The organism is Tolypothrix sp. VBCCA 56010, from assembly GCF_050875635.1.
In the GTDB taxonomy this organism is placed as follows: Bacteria; Cyanobacteriota; Cyanobacteriia; order Cyanobacteriales; family Nostocaceae; genus Hassallia.
Window position 1 is genome coordinate 24,269 of record NZ_JBPAOH010000032.1, and the last position, 13,796, is coordinate 38,064.

General features: G+C 43.5%; 6 protein-coding genes. 2 read left to right on the plus strand and 4 right to left on the minus strand.

What is annotated here, in order from left to right; translation table 11 throughout:
• Window positions 1–21: 21 nt before the first annotated feature.
• A complete protein-coding gene (locus AABK37_RS13615; protein WP_432552095.1) occupies window positions 22–879 on the minus strand; it encodes a ParA family protein in 858 nt (285 codons plus the stop codon).
• A gap of 579 nt (window positions 880–1,458) precedes the next feature.
• Between AABK37_RS13615 and AABK37_RS13620 the strand changes: the two genes are divergently transcribed.
• Both AABK37_RS13620 and AABK37_RS13625 read left to right on the plus strand, forming a co-directional pair.
• Entirely contained in the window at window positions 1,459–4,092 is a 2,634-nt protein-coding gene (locus tag AABK37_RS13620; protein ID WP_432552096.1) for a CHAT domain-containing protein, read from the plus strand.
• 489 nt (window positions 4,093–4,581) lie between these two features.
• Window positions 4,582–9,654: a filamentous hemagglutinin N-terminal domain-containing protein gene (locus AABK37_RS13625; RefSeq protein ID WP_432552097.1), complete on the plus strand. Its 5,073-nt coding sequence runs from the start codon at window positions 4,582–4,584 to the stop codon at window positions 9,652–9,654.
• A 426-nt stretch (window positions 9,655–10,080) separates the two neighbouring features.
• On the opposite strand, the gene AABK37_RS13630 is transcribed toward AABK37_RS13625, so the two are convergent.
• From AABK37_RS13630 to AABK37_RS13640, 3 genes are all read right to left on the minus strand, one after another.
• The gene (locus AABK37_RS13630; protein WP_432552098.1) at window positions 10,081–12,156 is read right to left on the minus strand and encodes a VWD domain-containing protein; all 2,076 of its coding nucleotides are present in this window, start codon (window positions 12,154–12,156) and stop codon (window positions 10,081–10,083) included.
• Window positions 12,157–12,376: 220 nt separating this feature from the next.
• Entirely contained in the window at window positions 12,377–12,934 is a 558-nt protein-coding gene (locus AABK37_RS13635) for a DUF2939 domain-containing protein (protein WP_432552099.1), read from the minus strand.
• Window positions 12,935–13,103: 169 nt separating this feature from the next.
• Window positions 13,104–13,589, minus strand: coding sequence for a TM2 domain-containing protein (locus AABK37_RS13640; RefSeq protein WP_432552100.1), 486 nt, complete (start codon window positions 13,587–13,589; stop codon window positions 13,104–13,106).
• Between the last annotated feature and the right edge of the window lie 207 nt (window positions 13,590–13,796).

Here is a 13,796-nt window from a genome sequence, read left to right on the forward strand (position 1 = left end):
GGTAACTCCTGGTACTATAAATTACACTGTTTCGGTTGGGATAAGTTTGGCGTACTGTTCGGCTAATGCTGGTTTTAGCTTCTGCGCCAATACTGAAATTGGATATTCCAATCCCGGTTGTCCTAAATCGCTTGGTGATACCCGTTGGTTGATAGCATTTTTATATACATCAGATTCGAGCAGGTGGGGCAACATCAAATCTTTCCCCACAATTTCACCCATGAGCGTGATACTGGTTTTAGTGGCTTTTGTGGGGTTTACACCCGTCCATTTGGCGCGAAAGGGTACGACTCCCAATAGTTCACCGTATGGTAAAGCTGGCTGAAATTCTTTTACCAATTCCAAAGTTCTCACCAACGACTGCACTCCCTTGACGTTGGCTTCTGCGGGGATTATCCATTTATCCCCCGCACCCAGAGAAGTTTGGGCAAGGTGCGATCGCTCAGGTGGTGGGTCTACAATTATTACCCCAAAGTTGTTGGCAATGGCTTGCAAGCGATTTCTCAGGATAAACAAACTAATCCCGCTGGATGCAAGCTTGTAGTTGGCATTTTCTAAGCCATCGTCTGAAGGTATCAAAAATAAGTTGGCGTTACTGATAGTGCGGTTGTCAAGTTGGACATTTGGTACTGGGGCGATCGCATTTACAAGGGGTGTTTTTTCTTCCGTAGTGGTGATTACCTCCAGCAGGGTAGGGGTATTTGGCTGCACCTTGACCCCTAAAAAACTAGTAAGCGATGACTGCGGGTCAGCATCAATGAACAGTACTGGAATTCCCAATCGTCCTAGATATCGACCTAGCATCAGGGCGACGGTTGACTTGCCCTGACCCCCTGCCAAGCCCAATGTCACAAGTGTGGGAGTTGAGAAAAGTTGCATTACATTAAACGTAGAGCACAAATTATTTATTGTACAATAACGCTAATACACATTTTCAATTATGTATATTAATATAATTGCATTTTTGTACAAAAGTAAATATGTATAAAATTGCATATACATTATATAGTGGGATTGCGCTTCGTTACGAACGCGTGATTATTCAGGGAAACGTTTCGTTTCTCATTAGGGCAACGCTAACCGTATATATTAAAGCTGTCAACTGTGTGCGTGGTGTAGTCGAACAAGAGCGGACGTTCTTCAAGCAAAAGACGCTCGAACTAAACATATCTGTCAGATAACGCTCTTATTTGTCGTGCTATCGCACTCTTAATGTCGTTAAGCTTTAAGTCGATGTAATGAGCATCCTACTTATATCAAAGAGCAGGCGCGGAAAACTTTGGGCAACACAAAGAGCGTAGAGGACTGACACTGCGGGCAACCGGATAGCCAAATCTTTGATATAGGCGCTCATTAATATGCTTAATAATAGAGCGACACAAAGAGCGTTAATGACAACAAATAAGAGCGTTATTCAACACTGAAGCGTAAACCTTAATTTGACAAAATAGCGGAAATATGGTAGATAGATTCGGTGAATTTTGGCGGAGAGTCCAACGCAAACTCAGGCAGTTGCAGGCAACAGCGCAACGCCGTGCCAGCGTAATCATACTTGTGGCGCTGTTCAATGTGACGGCAATTTTGCCCAGCACCGCCCAGATGGTTGCAGAAAACTCGCTGGCTTCAGATTTGCCCAATACGGAAAATGTGGTATTACAAGGCGAAGCGTTGTACTCAGCCCAACGGTTTGGTGATGCAGTCAAGATTTTGCAACAACAGAACGCAACCTACGCTGCCAATGGTGATAAACTACAGCAAGCGATGACCTTGAGCAATCTGTCCTTAGCTTATCAAGAATTGGGACGCTGGACAGAGGCACTTGAGGCGATCGCGTCATCTCTGAAGTTATTACAAAGTTTAAATAACTCAAAACAGCGTGCTGAAATCCTAGCCCAAACCCTGGATGTTCAAGGGCGCTGGCAATTAGCTAGGGGACAAGCAGAAGCTGCGCTCACAACTTGGCAACAAGCCGCTGATATTTATACGCAAATAGGCTATAAGGATAAATTCACCCGAAATCGCATTAACTCGGCGAAAGCTTTGCAAGTTTTGGGGCTTTACCCTCAAGCTAGAAAGATTCTCACCGAAGTTCAGCAAAGCCTCACAAGCCTTCCAGACTCACTTTTGAAAGCCACAGGACTGCGTAGTCTCGGCGATGTCTTGCGAGTAGTTGGTGATTTAGATGAATCCCGGCTGGTTTTGAAGCACAGCCTAGAAGTGGCTTCATCTTTGGGAGCAAATCAAGAAAAGACTGAAGCTCTACTTAGTCTAGCCAATACAGCTCGTGTCCAAGGAGACACTCAAGCTACTTTAGATTTTTATAAACAGGCTGCTGCTGTATCCGTTCCCCCAAGCACGCGTATCCAGCTGCTGCTGAATCAATTTAGCTTTCTTTTAGAAACAAAGCAATGGAGTGCTGCGGTTGCGTTATCGCCCCAAATTCAGTCAGAAATTAGCAAGTTGCCCCCTAGTCGGATGGCAGTCTATGCTCGAATTAACTTTGCTCAGAATTTAGCGAGACTAAAACAGAAGTTTACCACAGACACTTCCTCATGGCTAGATATTGCCCAACTTTTAGCAAAAGCCGTTGAACAGGCGCAAAGTTTAGAAGACAAGCGAGCAGAATCTTATGCTAAAGGCACTCTCGGCTGGTTGTACGAACAAACCGGACAATTCACCGATGCTAAAAACCTGACAGAGAAAGCTTTATTCATAGCGCAGAGTATTGAAGCGTCGGACATTGGTTATCAGTGGGAATGGCAGTTGGGACGTTTACTTAAAACTAAAGGAGACACAAAGCTTGCAATTTCGTACTATTCCCAAGCTATCAAAACCCTCCAGTCCCTACGTAGCGATTTAGTCGCCATCAATCCAGAAATTCAGTTTTCCTTTCGGGAAAATGTAGAACCGGTGTATCGCGAGTTAGTTGAATTGCTGTTGCAAGCTGGAGGAAACACTGAACTACCACCAGACAATCTCAAGCAAGCTCGGAATGTGATTGAATCTCTACAATTGGCAGAACTAGACAACTTCTTTCGGCAAGCTTGTTTAACTGCCAAGGTAGAGATTGACCAAGTTGCCGAACTTGACCAGACGGCAGCAGTTCTCTATCCAATTATTTTACCAGACCGCTTAGAGGTTATTCTCAAGTTGCCTGGGCAAAAGAACCTCAAGCACTACGCTACTAATATAGTTAAGCTTGAAGTGGAAAGCACGTTATCGCAACTGCGTGAAAACATCACCCAACCCCACACGCAGCGAATGGTTCAATCTTTATCCGGGCGGGTGTATGATTGGTTAATTCGACCGGAGGAGGCAGACTTAGCCGAAAATAAAGTGAAAACCTTGGTGTTTGTGTTAGATGGTGCATTGCGGAATGTACCGATGGCATCACTTTACGACGGTAAACAATATTTGCTGGAAAAGTATGCGATCTCTCTTTCCCCCGGTTTACAGCTATTCGACCCCAAACCCTTACCAAGAAAACGATTGCAGGCGCTAACAGCCGGACTGAGTGAGGCACGTTTAGGGTTTTCAGCATTACCTAACGTAGAACGCGAGTTAAAACAGATTCAGTCACAAGTAGGAACGCAGGTGCTTCTCAATCAGCAGTTTACCTCGCAGGCGCTGGAAAAACAGATGAAATCGCTGCCTTTTAAGGTAGTTCACTTGGCAACCCACGGACAGTTTAGTTCCAACGCTGACAAGACGTTTATTGTCGCATGGGATAAGCAGATTAAGGTCAACGAGTTAAGTGACTTTCTGCGAATTAGAGAGGAAAACAAACCCTCAGCAGTCGAATTGCTAGTCCTAAGTGCCTGTCAGACGGCAAATGGGGATAATCGAGCTGCTTTAGGATTAGCTGGGGTAGCTGTCCGCGCTGGCGCACGCAGTACCCTTGCTTCCTTGTGGAACGTAGACGATGAGTCTACCGCCATGCTCATGAGCCAGTTTTACCAAGAATTAGCCTTAACGCCCACTATAACTAAAGCTGAAGCACTTCGTCACGCTCAACTAGCTTTGTTGCAAAATCCTAGATACCAACGTCCAATGTTTTGGGCACCCTACGTTCTTGTGGGAAATTGGCTATAGTACTGGTAGAAGAAGCTAGTGCCGCTTCTCCTTCTCAATCGCTTCGGCGTCTCCGCGATTGAGAAGGAGAAGCGTTAAGCGTTCGCGTAGCGTGTCCGAAGGACTCAGCTATGCCGTTGGCGAAGCCTCTCGTTCGCGTAGCGTCTCCCTTTGGGAGAAGAGAAGGCTTTACGCGGAATTCGCTCATTCAAAAAGCTTGAAATACAAGGTTTTTGGGTGTTTTAGATGGTAGCTTTATTTCCGCCGTTGTGTACTAGCGCCAACGCACGCCCCAAACCTCGTTGCTCATCAAGTAAGCTGTGGGTAGCCAAATTTAGTCCAGTTAACTTTATTACTAGATATAATAAATAAAACTTCATCAGTAATTTGCCGGATATCGCCGGAGAAAGCAGTATAATTGACGAGAATAATGAAAAAATTTATCAAGCAACTTGCTATATGCTGTATCTAAATTAACTACTGCTTTTTTCTATGTTTACTATGTCCAGGATGACTAGGTGGCTTTGTTGCGGTCGGTTTGTGGCGCGAGAAAGTTGGTTAATGGTGGGGGGAGCGATCTGCCTCGCTGTGTCGCAGACATTAGCCTTCTCTACAAATTCTGCTGTTGCTCAAATTACACCAGATGGCACTCTACCGAATAATTCCAGTGTAAAACTAGAGGGTAGCACTTTTAACATCACTGGAGGAACCCAAGCTGGAAGCAACCTGTTTCACAGCTTTGGGCAGTTTTCTGTACCTACTGGTGGCACTGCTTTCTTCAACAATGCTGTTGATATTCAGAACATTATTGGTAGGGTAACAGGTGGTTCAATCTCTAATATTGATGGTTTGATTCGCGCTAATGGTGCGGCTAACCTATTTTTGATTAACCCGTCGGGGATTGTTTTTGGACCAAATGCCAGTTTGAATGTTGGTGGCTCATTTCTGGCAAGTACAGCTAGTAGTCTGAAGTTTGCTGATGGTTTTGAGTTTAGTGCAACTGCTCGACAAAGCACACCTTTGCTAACCATCAGCGTTCCCATTGGTTTGCAATTTGGAGCGAATCCGGGAAGCATCCAAAGTCAATCTGTTGCAACTAATAGTAACGGTGAAAGTGTAGGTCTTCAAGTCGAGCCAGGAAAAACCTTAGCCTTGGTCGGTGGTGACGTGAGATTGGATGGTGGCTTGTTGCAAGCTGCAAATGGTCGAGTCGAGTTGGCAGGAGTAGCAGCTTGGGGAACGGTAAATCTTCAAGTTAATAATAACAATTTTTCCTTAACTTTTCCTGTGGATATACCAACAGCGGATGTATCCCTATTAAACGCTGCTAAAGTTGATGTGACTGGTAATGGTGCGGGTAGTGTAGGAATTACTGCCCGTTCCATTGATATTTCCGGAGGTAGCAAGATTTCTGCTGGATTAAACAAAGAAGCGGGAATTGCCTCTGTGCCAGGAAATATTACGCTCAATGCTACAGGGGTAGTAACAATCGATCAATTGAGCAGAATAACCAATATGAGTGCTCTTGGTACTACGGCTAATGCGGGTAACATCAGTATTCAAGCAGGTGATATTTTCGTCGATAATCGGGCTACTGTTCCCGATGGTAATGAGATTTTTGCAGCACTAGATACAAGTAGCAATGGACAGGGACGTGCCGGAAATGTATCACTGTCTGCTACTGGCAAAATTACTTTAATCGGACAGGATGCCAACATTCAGGATAAAGTGATATCTACCTACGGCAGCCAAGGACTCGGAGGGGGAGGAGATATATCACTCTCTGCTGCTGGCTCTATTTTATTATCCAATGCTTATCTGCTAGCGGGTAGCAACACGGCAAATGGGGGAAACATATCACTAATTGGTAACAATGTATCCATAGCTGACAATAGCTCGTTAATAACCGGAACTGGTGGAGGAAATGCAGGAAATATTACAATCAAATCGCCTGGTGATGTCTCTATCAAACGTAGCTTGGTTTCGACTAACGTTGGTAGCGACATCACCGTTAATGCTGGTGATATCAATATAAGCGGACGTTCTGTTTCTGTAACTGAGGGGGCAGAATTAACAGCTAGATTGTCTAGGGGTAGTGGAAAAGCCGGAAATATTTCGATTAACGCTGTTGATAAAGTGGAAATATCAGGCAACGATCCATTTGATGGGATTGATGGGATGGGTGGCGATCGCGCAGGGGACTTCCAAAATACTGTGTTAACGACGCGCACTCAAGAAAATGCCATAGGAAATGCAGGTAACATCAGTATTCAGGCAGGAGAGATTTTTGTCGATAGTCGCGCTAGTGTTCCCGATGGGAAAGAAAGACCTACAACACTAGATACAACTAGCAACGGACAGGGACGTGGTGGAAATGTATCACTCTCTGCTACTGGCAAAATCACCTTAATTGGGGAGGATGCGAACGTTCTGGATAAAGTGATATATACTTACAACGAGCAAGGACTCGGAGGTGGAGATATATCACTTTCGGCTGGTGACTCTATTTCATTAGAGAATGCTTATCTGCAAGCTGGTGGTGGAAAAGCAAATGGAGGAAGCATATCACTATTTGCTAACAACTCTATATCCATAGCTGATAATAGCTCACTGATAAGCGGAACTGGTGGAGGAAAGGCAGGAGATATTACAGTCAAATCTGCGGGGAATGTATCTATTCAAAATAGCTTGCTTGTTAGTGCTGTCGGTGGCGAGTTAGCGGGTCAAGCCAAAGGTGGTGATATTAATATAAGCGGGCAATCTGTTTTTGTGACTGACGGTTCTGAACTTACAGCTCAGTCGTCTAAGGGTGGTGGAAACTCCGGCAATATTAACATTGATGCTAAAGATACAGTGGAAATCTCTGGCAAAGAACCAATACTCTCACCTCCAAGACAGGATCGATCAGGAACCTATTTTTATACTACGTTAACAACGCTCAGTGATGAGATGGCTAGGGGTACGGCAGGTAACATCAATATTAATACTGGTAAATTACGTGTATTAGATGGGGCAGTTATAGCAGCCGACACCAGAAGCGACTTCCGGGGCGGTGATATCATGGTTAATGCCAAAGTCGTTGAGCTTTCTAATGGCGGACAAATTCTCACAACTGCTCGAAGTAGGGGTAATGCGGGTAACATCTTGCTTAAGGTAGGTGACGGTATCGTTTTATCAGGCACCAACCCAAATTATGCTGAGGAGCCACCTAAATATAATAGAAGAGTGGAAGCAGTTAGCGCTAGTAGTGGTTTATTTGCAAATACTGAAGCTGGAAGTTCAGGCAATGGTGGCACTATAGAAATTAACTCAACAAACTTAAGCATTAATAATGGCGCAGGTATTGGAATTAATAGTAATGGTCAAGGTAGTGCTGGAGGATTTTTAAACATAAAGGCTGGTGATTCAATTGCGCTTACCGATGGCTTGATTACCAGTGGCTTGGGTAGTCAGGCAATTGGTCAGGGAGGTGAAATCAATCTGACTGCTGGTGAGTTGTCTTTAACCGATGGCGCGAAAGTGGTAGCCAGTACCTCTGGTCAGGGAAATGCAGGTAGAATTAACGCACAAGTAAAAGATAGGGTAACGCTTACTAACAATAGCCAGATTCAAAGTACTGTGGAATCAGGGGCGGTGGGTCAGGGAGGTGAAATCAAACTGAATGCTGGTGAGTTGTCTTTAACTGATGGCGCGATCGTAGCCAGTACCTCTGGTCAGGGAAATGCGGGCAACATTAATATTGATGCGCCAAATGGTTCGGTCAGCATTTCTGATTCGAGTGGACTGTTGACCCAAACGAGTTCTGATACAGGCAAGGGTGGTATTATTGCAGTCACGACCAAAGCCTTTGAAATTAGCAATAATGCGACTTTAAATGCCACAACCAATTCTGCAAGTGATGGCGGTAGCGTTATTATCAATGCTTCAACTTTTGATGCAGTTAGTGGCAGCAAACTACAAACCACCACATCAGGTAGTGGAAATGCCGGAAATATTCGTGTTAAAGTAGGCGATCGCTTTTCCCTTTCTGGTACAGGTACTGGTTTATTTGCAAATACTGCTCCTGGAAGTTCCGGCAATGGCGGCAGTATAGAAATTAACTCAACCAACTTAAGCATTAATAATGGCGCAAGTATTGGAATTAATAGTTCAGGTCAAGGTAGTGCCGGAAGATTTTTAAACATAAATGCTCGTGATTCAATTGCGCTTACCGATGGCTTTATTACCAGTGGCTTAGGTAGTCAGGCAATCGGTCAGGGAGGTACGATCAATCTGACTGCTGGTTCGTCGCTGTCTTTAACTGATGGCGCGAAAGTGGTAGCCAGTACCTCTGGTCAGGGAAATGCAGGTAGAATTAACGCACAAGTAAAAGATAGGGTAACGCTTACTAACAATAGCCAGATTCAAAGTAGTGTGGAATCAACGGCTACAGGTAATGGAACCCAAATCAGTATTTCTGGGCGATCGCTCTCTCTCAACAATAACAGTCAAATTACTGCTCAAAGCCAGGGAACAGGTAATGCAGGCAACATTAATATTGATGCTTCAACTTTTGATGCAGTTAGTGGGGGCAAATTACTAACCACCACATCTGGTAGTGGAAATGCCGGAAATATCACTGTTAATTTAAGCGATCGCTTCAGAGTTTCCGGTGCAGATACTGGTTTATTTGCAAATACTGAAGTTGGAAGTTCCGGCACTGGTGGCAGCATTTTCATCGACCCCAGAACTGTGCTAATTGAAAATGGCGCAGGGGTGAGTGTAGACAGTCGAGGTACTGGAATTGGTGGTAACATTCAGATTCAAGCAGACAGTTTGAAGTTAGATAACAGAGCTTTTCTATCAGCAGAAACCGCTAGCACCCAAGGCGGTAACATTACGATTCAAAATGAGGGCTTGCTACTTTTACGCCGCAACAGTCAGATATCTACCAATGCGGGCGATGGACAAGGTGGTGGAGACGGGGGTAATATCACCATCAATTCCCCCAATGGATTCATCGTTGCCGTACCTAATGAAAATAGTGATATCACCGCCAATGCTGTCACCGGGTCTGGTGGCAGAGTCCAAATCAACGCGAGTGGTGTCTTCGGCACTCAATTTCGAGAAGAAGAAAACCCACAAACAAGCGACATCACTGCCAGTTCCCAGTTTGGTGTAAACGGCACAGTCGAAATCAACACCCCGGATATTGACCCCAACAGTGGCTTAATCAACTTGCCAACAGTACCAGTTGATACCAAGGTAGCCTCTGGCTGTACTGCGGGTGCAAGTCAAAATCAAAGCAGGTTTGTTGTCACTGGACGCGGTGGCTTGCCACTTAACCCCAGAGAAGCTTTTAACAACAATGATACAGTTCGAGTAGATTGGGTGACTCTTAACCCAAGTAGTGACAACCGCAGGAGTCAAACTGTTACCAAACCCACTATCCCCACGCCAGCACCTATTGTCGAAGCTACTGGCTGGGTAATTAATGACAAAGGTGAGGTATTGCTCACAGCCTCTCCGCCCGCTGGCACTCCCCACAGTTCCTGGCAGACACCAACTACCTGTGGTGCGCCGAAATCTGCTGTAGAACATTAATTTGACAAAATAGCCTAAATATGATAAATAAACAGCGCATTAACTCTGCTCAAGCTTTGCACAGGAGTTGAGACTAAAGTCCAGTTGGCATTAAGCACAGATACGTGTAAAAATCTGCATTCCGGGTCTAGAAAGCCCTGCCCTGTATAGTTTTCAGCAATTTAACGTAGTCGGACTGAGCGTGTCACAAGCGTGCAAAGTAAGCTACAATCCCTGACAGATAAGACTTTGATAGGATTAACACTTGTAGAGTGCGCGATGTTCCAAAGTTTGAGTCAGAAAGTTTGCGGTTCTTGTGAAAAGGGTAATTATCCTTAATTAAGGTGTTTTTCCATTCATACGTGCCATTTCCAGCGCCCAAATTTTTTCGCTCTTCCATATGTAGAGTAGGCAAAAATTGCCTACCATTAGTCCCTAAAGAATTCTTTATAAACAACCTACAAAAGGTAAGCAAATTTTGGGTTTAACCTTTTCTATCACACTATTAATAGCCCGTTCAGGTGTAGGAATGTTAAAACCAGGGGAAAGTTTGTTGATGGTTTCTACGTAATCGTTGATTTTCGCTGTGGTGCGAGCAAATTCAGAAAATCCTGAGAAACCGACATCAAAGATGCATCCTTCCATCAAATCTTGGTCTACTTTAGCTTCTGTACACTGTTTTCGCGCTTTTTCTACTTGTTGTGGCGAGAGCATTTCCAGTTTTAGGTATTTATCTGGGAAACTGGAGTCTACATAATTTTTTGTGTTCTTACCAGAAGCATAATCAAACAGTGATTTCTCTTGTTTTACACGCCAACTGTTACCGAATTCCTTGTAAAGTTGGTCAAAATACAGTTTTTCGCCGCCATCGAGGGCACCGGGAACTCTCAACCCAACTAGGGTTAACACCTGCTTGACATCACCATAGGTTGACTTAGATTGTAAAACATTCCCTGCATCGCGAACCTGTTGGTCGTCATTGGGGTTTCCGTTGACATTTCCCAGTAAACCGCTGTATCTCCCTGGTTGGTTGTAGACAAAGGGTGAAACGTTGAAATAGGTATTACCTCCAGCAGTGGCTTGACTAATTACAACTTTCTCACCTGTGGGGAAATCAACTGCGTAGGTATTGCCATTTTTAGCGATCGCCCCACTACCAGGTAATGCTAATTTCTCACCTGGAATTACTACGGGTTTCCCATTAACTCGTATGGGAGTGCTGGTATCTGTATCAGGAAAATCTTTGGAATATAACGCCAAGCGATCGCTACCAACTTTCATGGCGACGGCACTATTGAGGGAGAGAGAAGAATTGACGGGTGCTTGTCGTACTTGAACTTCAAATTCACCATCGTTGGATTTCGCTAGAGTAAATTCTCCCACTGTCTGAAAACTGTATCTCAAACCATCAAATGTAACTAAGTGAGGGTCGCCGTAACTTTTTCCCTCCTTCTGTTCGCACTCTTTGCGTTTTTTATTGCTTTCCAATTTACATAGATTTTCTTTTTTTGCTGGTTTTTCCGGTTCTGCTAGCTTCTTCGATTGCTTTCTCTTGGCAATTACGGCACCGTAATAATTGGCTTTGAATACATTCGCTGGCAGTGTTATCTGTGTGGAAGGTTCACCCCAAGTCCAATACTTAAATGAAACCTTATCTTCCACTTCTTTAACCTTTGATAGGAGAACAATAAAGTGGTTTGGGAATGAATTTGTCATAAAGTCAATAGACTTTTTCTTCCCAGCTTTACCATATTTATCCAATACGTGCGCGTTGATTAACATTATGACATCTTCTTCGGAACTTGGATTCAATTTCTTGGCATGTTCCAAACCCTTAGTTAAAGTCCAATTTCCTTCATCACTAACTGTCTCGTATGAACCAGTTGCCCCAAGCCACTTGGCTACAGTTGCCGGACTTGTGGCTGCGGAAATATCCTCACTTGGTGTGCCTTGATAGTCCCAAAGATTATTTTCTTGGTCTCGCAGAGAACTTAACATCATCCACTCGGCTGGCGGAGTTGACAACTCAGGAATTGAGTGGTAATTTTTGTTGACTAAATCATCATCGGGTTTGACTTTTATAGTGCCAACGTCACCAGCACCCACATCGTATAACTTTGTCGCATAGCGGGCTACCGCTTCTGGATCGATTTTTAACCAGACGTTGAAAAATGCCGCCGGACCGCACAAATTCAGATTACCTTGATACACCTTATTTGGATCGCGGATCAACTGTTCCAAACGGTCAGCAACTTCTGTTCTTTGAAGTTTCCAATTACTAGAATTTGTTTGAGTACGGAAGTCATTTATAATTTGAATAGCGGCAGTTTTAGAGTTGCTAATTCCCGTTTTTTCTTGAGCGCTAGCACGGCTATAGTCAAGAAAATAAGCATTACACAAGCCTGAATTAAAGGCAAAAATTCCACACAGTGACACTGCAAAAATTTTTTTTAGGATTCCTTCGCCGATAATGGTAGTAATCACGCCCAGAATACTTATTAACCAAAATTTCATTCTCCGCATACATTTATCTACCGTAATACTTGATTTTCAGTACCATTACTTATTGGCAAATAGTAGATGCTCCTAACTTCTCCCGAATGACTAAAACATAGATATGACAAGACTTTTTAGACCAGTAATGCAGGTTTTTACAACAACTGGACTCAATGCCTAAAATAATCGCGCGAAGAGCAATTAGCAATCTTCAGTCCCAACCCAGACGGGATGTTCCTCGCGTCTCTCAAACATCTTCAAGACGGATAGCAGAGAGTTTCCAGTCAAGTCCATCGCGCAAAAATACCAGGCTGACTTTACCTTTTTCAGCAGATTTCTTTTTAACGTGGACAACAAAACTGTTAAAAGATTCGTAGCTCATGCTAACTTCTGATTTATTTGAGTTTGTTGCCTGTTTGGCATCTTTATTTTGCGAATCTGGTGTTTCTCCTTGCACCATTTCTGAAATACCTTCTGGGGACACCATCGTGTCTACTACAGAATTAATGTATGATTCAGCCAGCCCTAAACCTAATAAAGCAAAGGGGTTGCCTTGTTGTCCCTGCTTTCTCACTTCCTTGACTACTTGCGCTTGCAGAGTTGATTTAACGTTGTCTTTCAGTGCAGGAAAGTTAACGTGTTTTGACAGTTCTGTAGCATCTTTTCTTTGGGCTGCCTGTTGCATTCCATAAACAGTAAGATAAGGCGAAAAGTAAAACCAAGTACCAAATATTCCGATTAATCCTGCGGTTGCAAGTGGTATAATTTTTGGATAAGTTGTCAATTTATCTTTTATCGTGTTCATGTAAAATTTTCCTTTTTGTCTCATTGTCGGAACCATTTAACGTTTCAAACGAGGAGTTACGTTAATTTATTGGGACTTCATAGCAAAAATGAAGTTCATTGGAGAAATTTTGACTAGGGATTAGAAGTTGAGGATTAGGGAAGTTTGAATTCCCCAATCCTCAGTCATTTCATCCAATTCTGTAGACTATCGCGCCAGTATCCTGACGATTGGCTACTTCTAGCAAACCCTGAGCAGATAATTCTAAGAGTGTCTTTTTAACTTCCTCAATCGGTTTCCCAGTAGCAATTACACAATCTGCAACAGATACACCTCCACTGCTGTTTTTAGCTAACTGGAGAATAATTTGAATGTCAGACTGTGCTGGGCTAGCTTGAGATGCACTTACACTTGGAGTAATATAATCTGCCACATTGACCACAACAGTCTGATTATTTGTAATAGGGGAACCGTAAAGCGTGCTGTACTTGAGATTCTTTTCTTCAACCATTCCTGGTATTAGCGCTAAATCGATAAGTTGACCAAAACCAAACAAACCAAACGTAAATAGCCAAATAGTTCCGCTGACGTACTTCCCGTTGTAGAAGCGATGAGTTCCAGCAATTCCAAGGAGTCCAGTTAGCCAAAGTAGGTAAGCAATTCCGACGTTTCTCATTTTTAGAATCCTGTAAATGTAATGAATTGAAAATTTTCTGCACTTTGTGAGAAAATCTGTGCAAGAGCATGACAAAGTGTTCTGGCAAATATGCCTTAGTCTGCCAATGCATTTGGGATTGCAAGATTGGGATAGAGAGTTAAACTAACGTTTGACTCTAACGTTTAGCTTTTCCACTTAGAAGCTTAAAAATTTCTGTATTACCAT

Excerpts from the sequence above, each read along its gene's own strand:
- AABK37_RS13615 (WP_432552095.1), bottom strand. The coding sequence starts at position 879 with ATGCAACTTTTCTCAACTCCCACACTTGTGACATTGGGCTTGGCAGGG.
- AABK37_RS13620 (WP_432552096.1), top strand. The coding sequence starts at position 1,459 with ATGGTAGATAGATTCGGTGAATTTTGGCGGAGAGTCCAACGCAAACTC.
- AABK37_RS13625 (WP_432552097.1), top strand. The coding sequence starts at position 4,582 with ATGACTAGGTGGCTTTGTTGCGGTCGGTTTGTGGCGCGAGAAAGTTGG.
- AABK37_RS13630 (WP_432552098.1), bottom strand. The coding sequence starts at position 12,156 with ATGCGGAGAATGAAATTTTGGTTAATAAGTATTCTGGGCGTGATTACT.
- AABK37_RS13635 (WP_432552099.1), bottom strand. The coding sequence starts at position 12,934 with ATGAACACGATAAAAGATAAATTGACAACTTATCCAAAAATTATACCA.
- AABK37_RS13640 (WP_432552100.1), bottom strand. The coding sequence starts at position 13,589 with ATGAGAAACGTCGGAATTGCTTACCTACTTTGGCTAACTGGACTCCTT.